The organism is Dysgonomonas massiliensis, from assembly GCF_900240225.1.
Taxonomy (GTDB): Bacteria; Bacteroidota; Bacteroidia; order Bacteroidales; family Dysgonomonadaceae; genus Dysgonomonas; species Dysgonomonas massiliensis.
The window spans coordinates 48,667-66,889 of record NZ_OEPV01000013.1; the positions used below are offsets into that span (position 1 = coordinate 48,667).

The following is an 18,223-nucleotide window of genomic DNA, read 5'->3' on the forward strand; positions in this document are numbered from 1 at the left end:
TATATCACAAAACTTATAATAGAGAATAATTAATGAGTTCAAATACGGGAAGCGCTTCAAGTTGGCTAAGTAAAAAGATAATTGAAGCTAAGGGAGCATATATTTCAGCTTCAATATTAACTATTTTGAGCGTAGGATGTTTTATTGTCTTCGGCTGGTATTTGTCGTTGTTTGCGACATCCTGGCTCATCGATAAAGAAATATTACCCAACTTTCTTATTTATTCTGGTATATTCCTCTTCGGGAGATACATATTTGCTCATTTCGCATCTCAATTTAATTATAAAGCAGGTAATATTATAGTTTCTAAAATCAAGAAACAACTGTACCCCATATTATTAAACGACAGTAAATTAGACTCAATATCGAGTACATTGTTCGTCACAAGAATTAGTGACGACTTGAAACCATTTTTTTCTTTTTTCATACCATACGCCATCGCGTCTGTACTATCTAGCATATTATTGCTTATAGTAAGTTTTTGGATGGAAAAATGGGTAGGCTTAGCATTACTAGTTTCATTGCTAGTAATCCCTTTTCAAATGATTATAATAGGCATTGGAGCCGAAGCTCTGCACAAAAAGCACATCAATCTTTTCGTAAAATATTCAGCCGTTTTTTACAATCGTCTTCAAACTATTGCCGAAATTGTCAATCTTGACAATTTTAAATCTCAATATCGTTTTTTATCAAAGAAAAGTACAGAACTGAATAAAGCAACTACGAATGTTATGCAAGTTGCAATTCTGTCATCAGCCGTTCTAGAATTGTTTGTTACAATCTGCATCGGATTTGTTGCAATTTACTTCGGAATGAGCTTATTAGGCATTATGACAGGTCCTAATTACGGAAAAGGCTATGATTTTCATACAGCTTTGTTTCTACTAATTATGACTCCATATTTTTTCTTCTATCTGAGAAAATTTGTAAGTGCATATCACGACCGAAACAAAGCTTTAGCATCTGCAAAATTAATCATGCCAATACTCGACGGAAATGTTGATTCTCCTGCTATAGATGCAAATATCGAACTCAAATATTTTGAAATATCAAGCCTACACTTTGCCTATCCTGATTCGCCAGTAGAAGTTTTGCACAATATAAATTTAAAGTTTCCACTTAAAGGGCTTGTTTTGGTAAAAGGTATTTCGGGATCAGGCAAATCTACATTACTGAAAATTTGTACTGGAAGCTTGTCCGTTCAAAATGGATTAGTATCAATAAATGGTGAAAATAATTTATGGTCGCAACAATGGTTAAAGGTTAATTCATCGTATATGAATCAGTTCCCTTTCATTTTTGACGGATCATTACAATACAACGTTTTTCTTGAAAGTAAGAAAGATAATACAAATCAGTATCCCGACTTTCTGAATAAAATCCTTTCAAAAAAGGAGAAAGGCTGGCAAACACAGCTAAGCCATAATGGCAAGCAACTTTCGGGTGGAGAAAGACAACTAGTCACACTTGCCCGAATGATGTTACACCCTAAACCAATAGCAATTCTGGACGAACCTACGGCAAATCTCGACTCGGATACTGTCAAAATCATTATTCCTGAGATTCTAAAATTGGCTGAGGATAAATTAGTAATAGTAGCCTCGCATGAAGAAATGTTTGAAGCCGTTGCTGATACAATCATAAACTTAAATTGGGGAGAACAGATGAGTCATGAATAAATTTATCGCTAAATACATATTACAACCTTTAGCCGGTAAATGGCTACGTGGTTTTTTCCTCTTGTTGCTATGGACAGCTGCATTCGTAGCACTTCCTGCAATTTCCGGATGGTTCTTAGCCATTTGTAGTGTCGTTTTTGTTACAGCTAACACAACATTTTCTTATTTGGTACCATCTGCTGTAATTCGACTGATGACAATACTTCGAACAGCTACACGATATTTCGAACGGCTAGAGAATCATAAGACTACATTGAATGCACAGCAAAATCTTCAGCTAAAAATATTTCAATCGGTAGCTAAACTACCTTATTTCAAGAAACAAGTAAATAATAATTCAGCCTTATTAGAAAACAGCACGTATGGTGTTGATCAGATACTGAACTATATACTGCTGTGGCTTTTACCTTTTTGGGCACTATTGATTACTATCAGTATTTACTTTTTCTTTCTGAATGTTTTTTCACTGACTATAGCTATCGAATTTCTAATTTCTTCTGCAATTCTTCTATTCATCATTCCTCAATTTATTTTCAGGAAAAATAACATTCTCTACCAAAAGCTTAAATTATATAGAGAAGAGAATAATCAGGCACTCATCCAAAGTTTCAGAGGGCGAATAGAGATATCAAAATATGATTTAGAAGAAAAGGCCATCGAACAAACTGAACAAAGAATGGCACAAGTTTCGAAAATAGAAGATCAGCTACAAACCAATTCGTTCTGGTTACAATTTGTTGGTGGCTTAGGTTTTAATATCATCGCGATATTCTTACTTTGGAACTCTCAAAATTATAGTATAGATGCACCTACTGCAATAGGTATTTTCTTTGGAATCATGGCACAAGCCGAATTATCGGAAATGCTTTTCTCTGGCAAATCTGAGAGAAGTTCGGTTGCACATCAAGTCAAGGATATAGATACAATTATCAAGCAAGGAGAACAAATGACAGAAGAAGCATCTATTCATTCTTCATTCGAATGTCTGTCTTTAAGAGCTGCAAGTGCAAAAGTCCCCGAAACGCATGTACGTACCAACGAAGTATCATTGGATATCAAAAAAGGAGAATGGATTGCTCTTTATGGAGAAACAGGTAAAGGGAAAACGACTCTATTGAATAGCCTTTTCTATCCCGAATATCGTCTAAATGGAACAATACAATGGAATAATGAAGTTGAGTTGCCTCACTTGCCCATACCAGAATGTATCTATGTCACGCAGAAAGCTTACTTATTAACCGGTACTCTACGCGAAAATTTCGAAGATTATTCTGACGAATCTATAGAACAAGTATTAGAAACGGTTGATTTAAAAAGTTGGCGACTTTCTCTCTCTGAGGGATTGGACAGCTGGTTAGGTGAAAATGGTGAAACCTTAAGTGGCGGACAACGAAAGAAGTTATTATTGGCACAAGCATTGCTTAAAGAGCCTCAATTATTGGTTGTAGACGAGCCTTCGGCTGGCATAAGTTCTGAAAATGCAATTAATATTTTCAAGAATATAAAGCATACATATCCAGACATCACTATACTGATGGCTACACATCTAAAAGATTTTGAAAGCATAGTAGACAAAGTGATAAAACTATAATTCTAAAGAAAATGGGAAATTTAACGCTCCATCTCGATATAGAACAAATGGGAGTAGGCACAATAACGTCTGGGCTTGGTGTGCTATCACAATATCTTGTACCAGTCAAGGACTATCAAATCGAATTTAAAATAGACCCTATAAATAAAAATTAAATTTAAACATGAAAAATAAAGCTCATTACTTAATACTAAGCGCCATTATTATTGTAATGTCTGCTTGTAAAGAGAAGCATTTTGAAAAACACATTACCTTTCCTGAAGGAGCTTCGATAGAAGATAAAATAGATCTTTCTTCAAGGCTAATCCCTAGTCCTCAGCAATTCGAATGGCAGAAAATGGAACTTACTGCATTCTTACATTTCGGTATCAATACATTCTATGGTCAGGAATGGGGAAATGGGAAAGAGGATCCAAGTATGTTTTATCCAACACATTTTGATGCCGAACAATGGGTTAAAAACCTGAAAGAGACAGGCTTTAAAATGGCCATATTAACAGCTAAACATCATGATGGTTTTTGCCTATGGCCTACTAAGACTACAAAGCATTCTGTTGCCTCTTCGAAATGGATGGATGGTAAAGGAGATGTAGTAAAAGCTGTCAAAGACGCTTGTGATAAATATGGCCTTCGTTTCGGGGTATATTTATCTCCATGGGACAGAAATGCCGAATCGTATGGAACAGAAGAATACAACCAATTTTTCGTTGATCAATTAACAGAACTACTTACAAATTATGGATCTGTATACGAAGTCTGGTTTGATGGAGCTAATGGAGAAGGACCTAATGGCAAGAAACAGGTTTATGACTGGCAGCTGTATCTGGCTACCATAAAAAAATTACAACCTCAGGCTGTAACTGCAATAATGGGGGGTGATGTTAGATGGGTTGGAAACGAAAAAGGCTTAGGTCGAGAAACAGAATGGAGTGCAACAGTACTCAAACCTAATGCTTATGAAGGAAATATCAACTCACATTTAGACGTAAATGCTTTATCAAAAGATTTGGGAAGCAGGTCTTTATTGGAAAACGCAACTGATTTATTCTGGTTTCCATCAGAAGTAGATGTCTCAATCCGCCCGGGATGGTTTTATCATGCCCAAGAGGATAAAAAGGTTCATTCTCTAGAAAGATTAGTAGACATTTATTTCAAATCAGTAGGCTATAATTCTGTATTATTACTAAACATACCACCTGATAATAGAGGCTTAATCCACGAAAATGATGTGCAACGTTTAAAGGAATTATCTCAATATATAAAAATAACTTTTGAAGATAATTATATAATTGATGGAAATAAGCTATGGAATGGAAACATAGGCGACAGCAGAGAGTATAATCTAAAAGACGGCTCTGAATTCAATGTGTTGATGTTACAAGAAGACATCCTGAAAGGACAACGCATGGAGGAATTTAAAATTGAAGCTCTGTCAGATAACGGATGGATTGAAATAGCAAAAGGAACAACCATTGGTTATAAACGCATGTTTAGGTTCGATAAAATAAAAAGCGATAAAATAAGGATTACAATATTGCAAAGTCGTAATAAAGTCAACATTTCAAATGTAGGTGCTTTTCTTGCCCCTGAGATTGAACAAGAAAATACAACTCAAATTTTGAATGAAATCTCTACAGATAAATGGAAACTTATTAGCCCAAACAAAGTTGAGAATACAATATTTGACAATAATACAGAGACTTCATGGAAAAGCCATTTGTCTCCGATTATCATCGATTTGGGGCAAGTAGAAGAAATCGGAGGATTTACCTATACTCCGACTTTAGACTCCGACAAAACAGGTACAATATACAATTATAAATTCTGTATAAGTAATGATGGGAAAGAATGGATAAGCATTATTGACAACGGAGAGTTTAGCAATATAAAAAACAATCCGATGACACAATTTATCCGATTTAAGACCAATTATAAAACAAGATATATTAAACTTGAATCACTTAGAGAAATAAATGATAAGGAATATATATCTATTAGCGAACTTGGAATTTTAAAACCTATCTATTAAGGATAACTATCCAGCAAAAGCTAAGACTTAGTCTAGTAATCATAGACAAACTACAATTGTCAGATTAAGTCTTAGCTATTACAAAATTAGTCTGTGCAAACCGAACAGTTTATTAAAAGGAGATACTAGATGAAAGATAGTATCTATATTTAGTATAAGTATTTGTAATAAATTGAAAACTATATGGACATATTTTTAATAATATAGTTGGTACAATAAGAAAGAATTTATACATTTGAGAAGTAGAGGTTAAGAAAATACTTGCTTTTCTGAATAAGAAAAAGATGATGTTTCGTCATCAATGAGCAATATTTATCATTCAGCACTACCTGCAATCTTTTGGTGGAGAATTGGTACTATACGTACCATTAGCAGTTCTCCTCTCGTTGCGAGTTAATGGTACGTATAGTACCATTCTCTGGAGTTGATTGTTGTAGTCCCAAGAAAATACGAAGCATGCTTACCCTCACAAGCCCTGTTTATTGAATGAAATGGGGCTTTTTAATTTTTATTACACAATACCATGACACTAAAACTCACACGTCAACAGATCTATCTTCGAATCAAGAGCAGCAGCAAGGATAGTTATGTTTTGGAAGAGATGAAACGTCTCGGGTTCTGGGATAAAGAACAACCTACGTTGCCAGAAAATCTTATAAAAAGAGAGACTGAGATAAACAAAGAATTGACCGAACTACAAAAACTAGACAAAAAGTTTAAAAATCAAGAAGCTCTCCTTGCCGAGATGCGCAAAGATCGCATGAAAAAGGCTAAAGAGAAAAGGCTTCAGACTAAAGAAGCAAATAAAAAGAAACGACTTGAAAAAGCTGCAAATTGGAAACTGCTGCAAGAGAATCAGATTATCTATCTCGGAAAAGACGTATCATACGGATTAGATAATACAAAATCTGATGTCGAATCTTTGACCAAATATAAATTACCAATTTACAAAAACATCTTACATCTTGCTCAAAGTATGGAAATTAGTCTTTCCGAAATACGATATTTACTATACCATCGTAAAGTTTCTAAAAAGACACATTATCATACTTTTTCTATTCCTAAGAAATCAGGAGGGACACGCATTATATCAGCCCCCAAAAGTAAGCTAAAAAGATTACAATATTGGGTGTTACATAACATTCTTGAAGTTATTCCTCCGGGAGAACATGCACATGGATTTATTGCAGGGAAATCGATTCAAACAAATGCGCTACCTCATGTGGGAAAAGATGTTGTAATCAATATAGATTTACAAAACTTTTTTCCTACTATTACTTTTAAACGAATAAAAGGCTTATTCTCCAAGCTGGGTTATTCTGAACAACTAGCTACAATCTTTGCCTTAATATGTACAGAGACTCCTTGTGATAAAGTGCAGATGGATGGGGTTGATTATTATGTTCAGAATTCGGAAAGAGTACTTCCTCAAGGATCGCCAGCTAGTCCGGCTATCAGTAATTTAATTGCGTGGCGCTTGGATAAAAAAATACAAGGTTTAGCATCGAAGTACGATTTTACTTATACACGCTATGCTGACGATTTAACGTTCTCAGCAGCAGCTAAAGCAGAAAAGAATATAGCAGGATTACTCTATTTCCTAGAGAAAATTATTCGCTCGGAAGGATTGACCATAAATCCTGAAAAGACCTCAATCATGCGTAAAGGTCGTCAGCAAAGAGTAACAGGAATTGTAGTAAATGAAAAGCTGAACATTCCTAGAGATAATTACCGACGCTTTAGAGCATTATTACATAACATAGAAGCGAATGGTTGGAAAGATCAGCACTGGAGTCATAGTAAAAATCTACCACTCTCGGTGAAAGGGTATATTAGTTTTGTTAAAATGATCAATCCTGATAAAGGACTGAAGTTTGAAGAACAACTAACACGCATAATCAGTAAACACGGTTTTCCCGAAATGGAAGTGAAGAAAACTATTTCTTCTATACAGGAACAGAATCAGTCTATAGAATTGGAAAAACCTATCCAAGAAGTAAAATCGAGTAAAGAAGATAAGCAAACCGAAGATAATAACTGGTGGAATATTTTATAACCTATATCCGATAGAGAAATGAAACTAATAAAACAAAGTAAATTATTTTTTAGGGAAGGAAATTCGGATAAGGTATATGAAATAGACTTATGTCAATTATCCGAAACTGAATATCTCGTTAATTTCAGGTATGGAAGGCGAGGTTCAAACTTAAAAGAAGGAACTAAAACCTCTGAAGCAGTATCTGCTGAGAAGGCTGAAAGTATATTTTCAGCTTTGGAGAACGAGAAAAGGAAGAAAGGATATCAATCCGAAGCTGAAACTTTTTCAGAATTACCTCAAATAAGTATAGATAAGCCTACTTCTCAGAAAGAGACGATAATGTTTCGTTTGCAAGATGCAGTTGAGAAAAAAGATAGTTTCAAAAGTAAATGGAGAACAAGTCGTGTGATATGGAAAGCAGCAGAGCTGGATATGCACGAAGCAGTTCCTTTTGTTCTTAGATTGGCATCCAGAGGTGATGATCTGCAACTTTATGCATCATTATGGACATTGATCAAATTCGGACCCAAAGAGGCTGAGCCTCTATTCAAGAGTTATGCGCTGTCAACAAAACAAAAGGCATATATAAGAAACATCGCATTTGAAGGATGGATTTCTATTACAGATGACGACGAAGCAATCAAAGAAATTACCACTCTATTGATGGAGAAGCTTCCTTTCGATGTGAAATATGATATTGAGACTAATAATTTAGAAGCTTTAGAAGTCGATTTGAAAGTACATTCTAAAAATGGAAATGTAAGGTATTTCTCTGATCTTTATTTGTTGACACGTGTACAAAGGCAATTACTTCCTATTTTGCAAACTGTTATTAGTACATGGGAGTTGAAACCTCCATATTTCAAATATATTCGTTCCATCTACAAATTAGCACAAATAAGGAAAGACTATAAAACTTTGGCTCAGTTAAGCTATCGTTTCGAACGCGAAAAACAGATGTTTAATAGAACGAAATCGCTAGATAGCAGCTCTCGCCAATACATAGGTATATTTGATAAGGTTGTGAATGTCGGTAAAGAATTGAAACAAGCTGATAGTAACCTTGCTTTCTCACAATTCACCAAAGCCTATTTTCAGCGTAACTCTCTAAACACACTGATATCTGCTGGCAAGAGTGGAAATGCTGAAGAATATTTACGATTAGCAGTTTCTCTGCTTCTACAATACCATGAGAATGATTATCGTAAAGCAGAAGAAAGACCATTAGAAGAGTATGGAAGATATAATTATTCTGATAGAAAATATTATTTTACAGTAGGTATTTTCCCTGAATGCTTCAACTCTCTATTATTGACCAATATCCTTTATGGGAATGATGCTAAACGCATACTTCAAAAAAATCTGACATATATTATAGATAAATATACTGTAAAAAGCGACCGCTATTATTACGATCCTAGAGATGTTGTCAGAACTGACGGACATAGGAATAGTTTACCTATTCAGAGCAAAAACGAATCAGGACTGTCTTCGGCTATTAAATTTGTAAAGGGACTATTCGGAAAGAAAGAGGTCTCTCCTACTCTAGAGCCACAACCTATAGAAGATCCAGTGATTAATGAACCCACTCATACAACAGATTCTAAACTTTATCCCGAATTGTGGGACGCTATGCCTCAGGCATACATACAATTGTTGATGCAAGCAAAGATGAATCTAATTCATCAGTTTGCATATGATAATCTAAAAAATAGGCCTGATCTTGATCAATTAATTGCTCGGCTAGATACTGAATCAATAATTCATTTACTGACGAGTGATTTCGAGATACCTGCTCAATTTGGATATGAAGCATTGCTACAGAAAGAGCAAGAGTATATCTCTGATCCAGAGAAAGTCGTTTTAGTCTTGAATAGTAATAATGAAAGTGCTATTGAATGGGCTAAAAAACAAATATTACAAAATATAAGTACCTATTTTTATAATTTGAATTTTACGGTAGCACTAATTCTAAATTCGAAAAATAACGTAAAAATATGGATAGATGATTTATTGAAACAAACACCATTGACAGAAGATCGCATACAAGCTTCTATTGGAAAATTGGTGATTGATATGATTCAGTGGGAAAATACAGACGAGAATAATAAAAATGCTCATATTGTTGCCAACCGAATCATGATTGTTGCCCAAAATCATCTGCAAAATATAAGCTGGAAAGTAATAGAGCAATTAGTATTATCTCCACTGGAGTCCAATATTCTATTGGCTAGTCATATTACAGTTCAGAAAGTATCTGATAAAACAATTTCAGAAATTCCATTCTCTCTGACTCAATTGTATCTGCAAAGTAATATAATTGAAGTAAGGCAGAATGGCATTCGTCTACTCAATCTTTATACTACTAATTACTTTGAAACAAATACATCTCTGTTGTATGGTATTATATCAGAAAATCCATATAAGGATATTGTAGAGAAAGCAATTTCTATTATAAGTCAGGTAATAGATAGTAAACCTTCGACTGGAAATGCTGCAATAGAACGAATAGTTTATTCTCTTGTACGTAAAGAAACATTTGAAGGAGCTCATACGTTGATTATAACTTTCGTTAAAGAAAAACTGAAACCATTCTGGAATAGTGGCCTCTCTCCTCGGAATCTGACTAAATTGCTATTCTCTCAATATAGAGATTGCCAGTTGCTAGGATATGAAATACTTAGAAATTATGCGCAATCTTCGCAATTTACTATATCGCAGATTGTAGCACTGGCAAGTCACGATTTACTTGCTGTACGCCAATGGAGTTGGAGATATTATAAAGAAAATCTAGCTCGAATGAAATATGAAAAAGATAAATCTTTAGGTATTCTCGATTCAAAATGGGATGATACTCGTGAATTTGCTTTTCATTATTTCAGTTCTCAGTTTGAGGAACAAGACTGGGATCCTGACACTCTTATTAGTATTACAGACTCTATCCGAAATGATGTGGAAAATTTTGGAAGAGAGTTAATCACGAAGTACTTTGATGACAGGAATGGATTGGAATATCTGACTAAACTAAGCCAACATCCAAGTATGAATATCCAGTCTCTTGTAACCAATTATTTAACAAAATATGCAGGGGGTAAACCAGATGTAGTAGCTGGATTAGAATATTACTTTAGGTCGATACTTACAAGAGTTAATAAGGCTAGAGTAGCCAAAAATAGAATATTTCGATTCTTAGAAGCCGAAGCGCTATCATCAGTAGAGTCTGCAACTATTATTCTCCCTATTCTGGATGATATATCGGCACAGTCGACAGTTCAAGACAAGAGTACTTGCATCCATATTCTAACTCGTATCAAAAGAACTTATCCACACCTGGATATGCATTTATCCATTAAAAATTAATCAGTATGTTATTCGATTATAAATATAAAGGCAGTACATCTATCAATAGTTCATCCGGAAGTACATCAATGAGTTTTGCTCCGGATACATTGCGCCATCCTACTTTTTTTGTGGGTAAGCTAAATCGAAAGATAAATTTCAGAGAAGCGATATCAGCGTTGCATGATGTCGTTGTGTCTGACTTACGTTTTAAGCCTAAAGATAGAACTGAGTATTTGGCATGGGTTGCAGAGCAAGAAAAAATATGGCTTAGCGAATATGTTGCTCAATCTCAAATAGAAGAGGTCAGAAGACGAATTACAGACTTGAAAGAGGAACTAGATAGTATATACAAAGAGAAAAGGAGGGTACTTGCACCTTTCTACAATGCACGAACTAAGTATTATAAATACTTGTATGACAATGATCGTGATGCCTGGTTCGTATTAGATCCTGTAATAACAATACATCCAGATGAATTATTCTTTGAATGCTTCAGCCAAGATGAATCTACCTATGGTAAATTGAGCTGTAATTATAATGTCTTTAAAGAAATTAATGAGTTTGAGTGTGGAACGACTAACATAGACTATTCGGCAACGCTATATGGAGAATTTCAAAAGATAAGAGATTATAAGGACACAGATTTCAAAATTGATCCTTCTGGCTTCGAAGTTCAAACATCCAACGAAAATGATTACAAAGAATTGAAAATAGATTTACCCGACTCGTGGGTTAGAGGTTTTTTGCAAGTGAGTGCTGCTATGACTCTGCCTGCAACGATCTTTAATCTTCACCCTATGGATATTTATACCATTTGTCAGTATCTCAGACGATTTAAGGAAAAAGAAGGCCCTCGTGCATTACGTTTTATATTAGAACCTGGACAGCCGATAAAAGTTCTTTTCGAACCTTGGTACGAAACAGTAACATTCCATCGTTCGGTTTATACGGGTAACGTAGCGAAAACAATACGAATTTGGGGACGAAGAAGGTTATTAATTCTAGAAAGATTACTGCCTATAACCAAATCCTTTAAAGTAATGCTCCTTGGCTCAGGACTTCCTTCATTTTTCTTAGCAGATTTAGGTGATATGACCTTTACTTTAGGATTATCTGGGTGGACTGCTAATGATTGGAGCAGAGCAGGAAATTTCGACTTGATGGCTCCTCGTGGGAATGTAGATTTTGCAACTCAGCAGACTATATTTGATACGTTAAAAGAAACATGGTATGAATCTTCTGATAATTTGGCTAAAAGATTAGATTTGGATTCCTCTGTTATAGTTTCATCTTTAACTTCATTCGCTCAAGCAGGAAAGGTTATTTACGATCCACGTTTGAATGTTTATAGAGTTCGTGAGTTATCGGGTGAACCATTAGATATGAAAACTTTACGTTTTGGCAGCGAAAAAGAACGGATTGCAAATGAACTTATTGACGAAGATTATGTTAAGATAAAAACCGAAATTAAAACAGACTATCTATCTATAAATGGATCGGTCAAAGAAGGCAATAAAAGATACACTGTATCCGCTCTTATTGATAAAGATCAACGATTGGTAGATGGCACGTGCGAGTGTGATTTTTATAAAGGTAATAAATTGAAAAAAGGACCTTGTGAGCATATTCTAGCGGTGCGTATATTAGCAGCAAAAAACTAAAGAAGACATAGACTGTCTATGTCTTCAAACAAATGTGTATATCAGCCATAGAAAATTCAAAATTCATTTGCAATAACTTGTTTAAATTGGATAATTGAAATATGATCTTTCTTATTTAACAAAAGCCATTCTCTAAGGATAGCTATTTGAGATCTATATGTACGAATCGGAGCTGAATACTTCATAAGAGAATTCGATCTCTTTCTCTTTGAAAAATAGGTACAAAATTTCATTTGGTTTGTGAAACTGCTTTGTAGGCTCTGCCTTCAGTTGGTTGAATGGACACAGATTCTAATTTTCAATTTAAAGCATCACAATGCAGCTTATCCGATTGTCGAAGAAGGTGATCGTTATCTATCCTTTTTCGAATCTTTTGATATCGAATCCAAATCCGCTCTAGCCAATCTGAATAGGGATTAAGTACAGAAAAATTTATTTACAACCTAGATTTCCAATCTTTAAGTGTTGCTCGCAAATAATTTGAGATAAGGAGAGAATTAAGGTTGAAATTTCTCCGTAGCTATCGACACACAGCTATCGTAACAAGTTTATAATCAAATTAGTTACCTTTTATTAACGCATTCTATTCTGCCATGATTATTTTCTACAGTTTCATCACGACTCACTAATATATTAAATTTATTCCCCAATCTTTCTTTTATATAAAAAATGCTTCCATCTTTCTTCCTTGTCACCCGAGTTAAAGAGATCATATCTGGCCATAGTGAATAACAAATCAGATAAACGATTGATAAACTTTAAAATAATCTCAGGGAGCGGATCGGATTTGTGTAAAGTCCATAGTCGGCGTTCACTTCGTCTGGCTATTGTTCGTGCTAAATGTAGATGTGCTGAAATAGCACTACCTCCAGGCAAAATAAAATATTCACTTTTCCCCATTTTCGCGGTCAATCGATCTATCCATTCTTCACAGAACTGGACAATGTTATCATCTATTTTATTAGGATTATCTTCTCTGATCGCATTGGGTGTAGCAACTTGCGACATGATCATCATCATTTGATATTGTATGTGATACAGTGGCTCATGCCAATCATGATCCGTAGGTAAGAAAGAACGAACTACACCTATCCCGCTATTCAGTTCGTCTAAACATCCATTTGCTTCGATGCGAATATCGTCCTTGTCAACACGTTGTCCTCCACGAATACCTGTTTTCCCTTTATCTCCGCCCTTTGTGTATATTTTCATAGTTTCTTATTTGAATAAATCCAGTATATTTTTGTTTTCTGCCCAATAGATATGAGTATAGCCAGCAATAACATTCTTGTATCGCAGTAGTTTGGTCGTGACCTCTGCGCCTTTTGCGTTGTAAATGGATGCAATGCTATCATTTTCATTGCTGATATCGGAATAATGAAACTCATGCCCTTTGAATTCCATTTCATTATAGCAAAATTGTCTATAGCCAAGTTTTAGTTTCATTTGCTGCATCGTAGCTGTTTGCCTAAAAATATTTACCATAGGATATGCAGTTCCATTATCACTAATGATAAAAGAAGATAAATACATCATACCTCCACATTCGGCAAGAATTTTACCTCCCGATTCAGCATATTGCTTTATGCTATTTATCATTCTTATATTTTCACTAAGCTGTTTTACGTATAATTCAGGATATCCTCCTGGTAGATAAACAAAGTCAGCATCAGGTAATTCATTATCTCGCAGTGGACTAAAGAAAGACACTGTCCCTAATTCTTTCAGTGTCTCAATATTTTCGTGATACACAAAATTGAAAGCTTCATCTTGTGCAACAGCTATTTTTATCTCTTGTAAATACGTTACGGATGTACTGTCTTTCAGAGAATTAATCTCGGATCGAGTGATGTCTAGTAATTTATCTATATTGATGTGCTGCTCTACTATCGAAGCTACTTTATCCGCAAAGTCGTCAAACCTGTATTTTTCATCTAATGTTAATCCTAGATGTCGAGAAGGTATTTCTATCTCTGCGTTCTTCGGTAAATACCCTAACGATTCTACACCTATATCCAGACATGCATCTTTCAGAAAGCTATAATGACTTTCGGAGCCAACGAAGTTGAAAATAACCCCTACCAAGTTTATATTTTTATAATAGTTTTTGAATCCATAAATCAGAGGAGCTACAGAATATGCTACAGATTTGGCATTAACGACTAATATCACAGGGATATTCAATACCTCAGCTACCTCAGCACTACTGCCTCGCATCTTGTTATAGCCATCAAATAAACCCATAACCCCTTCAACGATACCTACATCTTTCTTTTGCATATGCTTATTATATAACGCTTCAACATGTTCGTTGGAAGATAAAAATAAGTCTAGATTTACCGAATCATTTCCTGAAGCCATCGTATGGAACTTTGTATCAATATAATCCGGGCCACATTTAAACGGTTGAACATTCATTCCTCTGTTTTTTAGAGCCCTCAGTAAGCCTAAAGTTAAAGTCGTTTTCCCTGTACCAGATGATGGAGCTGCTATTATAAAATTGGAAATCGTAGGCATAACATATATTTTTTGAGAACAAATATATGAAAGATATTTAGTAGTGAATCTTTAAATAAAATTTTCGTACTTCAAATAATCTTATTAGTTTTTGAACTTATATTATCAATTAGTATTAACTTTGCATTGCTTAGGTGATGTATATCAACATTCGTTGAATACATAAAAGGGAATTCGGTTAAAATCCGAGACAGTGCCCGCTACTGTAAGCTCAATAGATATCTGAAAACTACTATCGCCACTGTTCAATGAAGAATGGGAAGGCATTTCAGATAGAGCAAGTCAGGAAACCTGCCTAGTAATAATTAATACACTCCCGGGGTCAGGAAGTGATTTATTAACTTTTGTATTTTTCATCTAATGAAATTTTATTTTAGGACATCGCTGCCTTGTGTAGCTGTCAAGTTAACTGACGTATGCTTTATTGATTGTTGTTTAGAAACATCTTGTGAAGAACTTCCTAATCTTTAAGGCTATGATAAGACGTTTATTTTATTCGCTCCATCGTTTTTTTGGATTTATTATTTGCTTACTGTTATCTATGTGGTTTATTACAGGACTAGTTATTATTTATCATCCTTTTCCAAACGTAACTAATGAGCAAAAGTATGCAAATCTAGAGACTATTCATCAAAAAGATCTGTCGGTTAATATTATTGATAGCATATCAAGAATTGCTGCAAACGAGAAGATTAAAAAAATAACATTAGAGCAATTCCAAGGTCAAGCTAGATATAATATAAAAACAGATAAAAGACTTTACCAGCTATCGGCCGAGGGTACTCGATCTGAGATACGTATTGATATAAATAGCATCCAAAACATAGCTAGCAAATGGAGTCAAGGCTCGATATCTAAAATAGACACTTTAGTTGAAAGAGATATCTGGATTATGTATAACAGATATATGAAAGAGTTGCCTATCTATAAGGTACATTTTAATGATGAAGAAAAACACCAACTCTATATTTCATCTGGAACTGGAGAAGTGCAGCAATTTACTTCTTTTTCACAAAGAGCATGGGCTTATATAGGAGCTATACCTCATAAATTTTACATTCCAGCTCTAAGGAAAGATACTCGTGTCTGGGCTGATACAGTAACTGTACTTTCTCTAATAAGCTTATTGGTGGGTATAACCGGACTCTATGTCGGAATAGATGCATGTGTACGAAGATATAGACGTAAAAGAAGAATTCAATCCCCATATAAAAGAAAAGCATATCGATGGCATCATATACTAGGAATCATCTTTGGCTTTTTCATCATCACCTGGTCTATAAGTGGTGCACTCTCTTTAAGGAAAGTACCACAATGGATGGCAAAAACTCATAATCCTATTCCTATGGGTATAAAAGGTAAAGCAATAAGTTTTGACAAATATATACTTGATCACAAGGATATACTGAAACAATATGATGAAGTAAAACAAATTGAATGGTCCTATTTCCAAGGCAAGCCTGTTTATAATGTTGTCATTGGAAATCAACAGGTGTCATTTGATGCCTCAACCTCTGTAATGCAAGAACTAAATCTTACAGAAGCAGATATTAAAAAAGTTATTTATCACAACCATGGAGAGGTTGACTTCGCTATAGAGACCATTTCGGATTACGAAAATTATTATATACCATGGACAAGAAGTTTAGCTCTGCCGGTCTATAAAGTGACCGTTCCAGATCCTGATAATAGTATTTATTATATCAATCCAAAGAATGGAGATTATAAATACGTAAATGATAATCGTAAAGTGAGAAAATGGCTATTCTTCGGGCTTCATTATTTCCATATCAAATGGTTAATTGATCGACCTATACTTTGGACAATTGTAGTATGGACACTGGCTTTAGGATGTACATGTGTGTCATTGACCGGAGTGTGGCTTGGAATTCGATATTATAAGCGAAAACTTAGAAAAATAAAAAGATTAATTTGTTCTTCAAATAAAAACAGAAAATGTCAAAAGGTAGAATAATTGTAGCGGGTATAGGTCCCGGGTCAGAAGATGATATTACTCCTGCAGTACTAAATGCAATAAAAATAGCTGATGTAATAGTCGGCTATAAATACTATTTTCAGTTTGTAGAATCAATAGTAAGACCAGATGCTAAATGTATAGACACTGGCATGAAAAAAGAAAGAGAGCGTGCTGAAGAGGCTTTCAATCATGCAGAAGAAGGTAAAATAGTATGTGTCATCAGTTCGGGTGATTCGGGCATCTATGGTATGGCTCCTCTGATCTTCGAAATGAAGAAGGAAAGAACGAGCGATATCGAAATTGAAGTTCTTCCAGGCATTAGTGCTTTCCAGAAGGCAGCCGCTTTGTTGGGAGCTCCAATAGGACACGATTTTTGCATTATCTCACTTTCTGATTTGATGACTCCTTGGGATAAAATAGAGAAACGAATTGTTGCTGCAGCATCAGCTGATTTCGTTACGGCAATCTATAATCCAAAAAGCAAAGGACGTTATTGGCAATTGTACCGTTTGATTGAGTTATTTTTAGAAGAACGTTCGCCGGATACTCCTATTGGTTATATTCGTCAAGCAGGACGTGAAGAGCAAGAAATAAAAGTGACCACTTTGGCTGAATTCGATCCCGAAGAAATAGATATGTTTACGATTGTTATAATTGGCAATTCTCAATCATATATTTATGATAATAGCCATATCGTTACGCCTCGTGGATATTATCGTGAAACAAGAGATGAACAAGTGAAAATCGGTCAGGACATAATGATCCGAAGCTTTAGGACAATAGAGAGCGAACTTAAAAATAAAGATATTCCGTTGGATAAGAAATGGGCTTTATTGCATGCAATACATACAACAGCCGATTTTGATATGGAGGATATTCTGTACACAGACGAAAAAGCTGTAGAAAATATTTATACAGAATTTACCAACGGAAAAGTAAGAACAATTATTACGGATGTTACAATGGCTGCGGCTGGTATTCGTAAAGGAGCTTTAGAGCGTTTGGGTATCGAGGTTAAATGTTATTTGCACGATGATCGCATTACTGACTTGGCAAAGGCTAAAGACATCACACGTACTCAGGCTGGAATACTTCTTGCTGTAACAGAACATCCCGATGCTTTATATGTATTTGGTAATGCACCTACTGCGTTGATCGAATTATGTGAATTGATCCGCAAAGAGAAAGCGTGTCCAATAGGAATTGTTGCAGCTCCAGTTGGTTTCGTTAATGTTAGAGAGTCTAAACACATGACTAAACCTTTCAAGAAGATACCAAAATTGATTGTCGAAGGTAGAAAAGGAGGAAGCAATCTTGCTGCGACGTTAGTCAACTCTATTTTAACATATGACGATGCTATACAATTAAAACCGGGTAGAGATCTATAA

Annotated in this window: 12 protein-coding genes and 1 riboswitch; of the genes, 10 read left to right on the forward strand and 2 right to left on the reverse strand. The window is 35.0% G+C overall.

The features are described 5' to 3' along the window. Positions 1 to 32 precede the first annotated feature (32 nt). From C1A06_RS12915 to C1A06_RS15025, 8 genes are all read left to right on the forward strand, one after another. Entirely contained in the window at positions 33 to 1,679 is a 1,647-nt protein-coding gene (locus tag C1A06_RS12915; RefSeq protein ID WP_101690632.1) for an ATP-binding cassette domain-containing protein, read from the forward strand. After that, positions 1,672 to 3,270 carry an ATP-binding cassette domain-containing protein gene (locus C1A06_RS12920; protein WP_101690633.1) on the forward strand — a complete coding sequence of 533 codons (1,599 nt, stop codon included), beginning with the start codon at positions 1,672 to 1,674 and terminating at the stop codon, positions 3,268 to 3,270. Before C1A06_RS12915 ends, C1A06_RS12920 begins: the two co-directional genes overlap by 8 nt. A gap of 11 nt (positions 3,271 to 3,281) precedes the next feature. Then, the gene (locus tag C1A06_RS15370) at positions 3,282 to 3,425 is read left to right on the forward strand and encodes a beta-galactosidase small subunit-related protein (protein ID WP_145996408.1); all 144 of its coding nucleotides are present in this window, start codon (positions 3,282 to 3,284) and stop codon (positions 3,423 to 3,425) included. 8 nt (positions 3,426 to 3,433) lie between these two features. Further along, positions 3,434 to 5,299 (forward strand): alpha-L-fucosidase, encoded by a 1,866-nt coding sequence (locus C1A06_RS12925; RefSeq protein WP_101690634.1) that lies wholly within the window; start codon positions 3,434 to 3,436, stop codon positions 5,297 to 5,299. A 523-nt stretch (positions 5,300 to 5,822) separates the two neighbouring features. Further along, positions 5,823 to 7,355: a reverse transcriptase domain-containing protein gene (locus tag C1A06_RS12930; protein ID WP_101690635.1), complete on the forward strand. Its 1,533-nt coding sequence runs from the start codon at positions 5,823 to 5,825 to the stop codon at positions 7,353 to 7,355. Positions 7,356 to 7,373: 18 nt separating this feature from the next. Continuing rightward, positions 7,374 to 10,697 (forward strand): WGR domain-containing protein, encoded by a 3,324-nt coding sequence (locus tag C1A06_RS12935; protein WP_101690636.1) that lies wholly within the window; start codon positions 7,374 to 7,376, stop codon positions 10,695 to 10,697. Positions 10,698 to 10,702: 5 nt separating this feature from the next. Beyond that, positions 10,703 to 12,340, forward strand: coding sequence for an SWIM zinc finger family protein (locus C1A06_RS12940; RefSeq protein ID WP_101690637.1), 1,638 nt, complete (start codon positions 10,703 to 10,705; stop codon positions 12,338 to 12,340). A gap of 240 nt (positions 12,341 to 12,580) precedes the next feature. Next, positions 12,581 to 12,760, forward strand: a complete 180-nt coding sequence (locus tag C1A06_RS15025) for a hypothetical protein (RefSeq protein ID WP_145996409.1) — start codon at positions 12,581 to 12,583, stop codon at positions 12,758 to 12,760. Positions 12,761 to 12,979: 219 nt separating this feature from the next. Here C1A06_RS15025 and C1A06_RS12945 read toward each other — a convergent pair whose 3' ends face one another. Together C1A06_RS12945 and C1A06_RS12950 are read right to left on the reverse strand one after the other, a co-directional pair. Continuing rightward, a complete protein-coding gene (locus tag C1A06_RS12945; protein WP_101690638.1) occupies positions 12,980 to 13,552 on the reverse strand; it encodes a cob(I)yrinic acid a,c-diamide adenosyltransferase in 573 nt (190 codons plus the stop codon). A gap of 6 nt (positions 13,553 to 13,558) precedes the next feature. Next, positions 13,559 to 14,857 (reverse strand): cobyrinic acid a,c-diamide synthase CobB, encoded by a 1,299-nt coding sequence (locus C1A06_RS12950; RefSeq protein ID WP_101690639.1) that lies wholly within the window; start codon positions 14,855 to 14,857, stop codon positions 13,559 to 13,561. 117 nt (positions 14,858 to 14,974) lie between these two features. Continuing rightward, positions 14,975 to 15,170, forward strand: a riboswitch (cobalamin riboswitch). Positions 15,171 to 15,332: 162 nt separating this feature from the next. Between C1A06_RS12950 and C1A06_RS12955 the strand changes: the two genes are divergently transcribed. Together C1A06_RS12955 and cobJ are read left to right on the forward strand one after the other, a co-directional pair. Then, positions 15,333 to 16,832 (forward strand): PepSY domain-containing protein, encoded by a 1,500-nt coding sequence (locus C1A06_RS12955; RefSeq protein WP_101690640.1) that lies wholly within the window; start codon positions 15,333 to 15,335, stop codon positions 16,830 to 16,832. Beyond that, the gene (gene cobJ, locus C1A06_RS12960) at positions 16,814 to 18,223 is read left to right on the forward strand and encodes a precorrin-3B C(17)-methyltransferase (RefSeq protein ID WP_101690641.1); all 1,410 of its coding nucleotides are present in this window, start codon (positions 16,814 to 16,816) and stop codon (positions 18,221 to 18,223) included. Before C1A06_RS12955 ends, cobJ begins: the two co-directional genes overlap by 19 nt.

Bases quoted from the DNA above. Each gene is read 5' to 3' on its own strand.
- C1A06_RS12915 (WP_101690632.1), top strand. From the start codon at position 33: ATGAGTTCAAATACGGGAAGCGCTTCAAGTTGGCTAAGTAAAAAGATA.
- C1A06_RS12920 (WP_101690633.1), top strand. From the start codon at position 1,672: ATGAATAAATTTATCGCTAAATACATATTACAACCTTTAGCCGGTAAA.
- C1A06_RS15370 (WP_145996408.1), top strand. From the start codon at position 3,282: ATGGGAAATTTAACGCTCCATCTCGATATAGAACAAATGGGAGTAGGC.
- C1A06_RS12925 (WP_101690634.1), top strand. From the start codon at position 3,434: ATGAAAAATAAAGCTCATTACTTAATACTAAGCGCCATTATTATTGTA.
- C1A06_RS12930 (WP_101690635.1), top strand. From the start codon at position 5,823: ATGACACTAAAACTCACACGTCAACAGATCTATCTTCGAATCAAGAGC.
- C1A06_RS12935 (WP_101690636.1), top strand. From the start codon at position 7,374: ATGAAACTAATAAAACAAAGTAAATTATTTTTTAGGGAAGGAAATTCG.
- C1A06_RS12940 (WP_101690637.1), top strand. From the start codon at position 10,703: ATGTTATTCGATTATAAATATAAAGGCAGTACATCTATCAATAGTTCA.
- C1A06_RS12945 (WP_101690638.1), bottom strand. From the start codon at position 13,552: ATGAAAATATACACAAAGGGCGGAGATAAAGGGAAAACAGGTATTCGT.
- C1A06_RS12950 (WP_101690639.1), bottom strand. From the start codon at position 14,857: ATGCCTACGATTTCCAATTTTATAATAGCAGCTCCATCATCTGGTACA.
- C1A06_RS12955 (WP_101690640.1), top strand. From the start codon at position 15,333: ATGATAAGACGTTTATTTTATTCGCTCCATCGTTTTTTTGGATTTATT.
- cobJ (WP_101690641.1), top strand. From the start codon at position 16,814: ATGTCAAAAGGTAGAATAATTGTAGCGGGTATAGGTCCCGGGTCAGAA.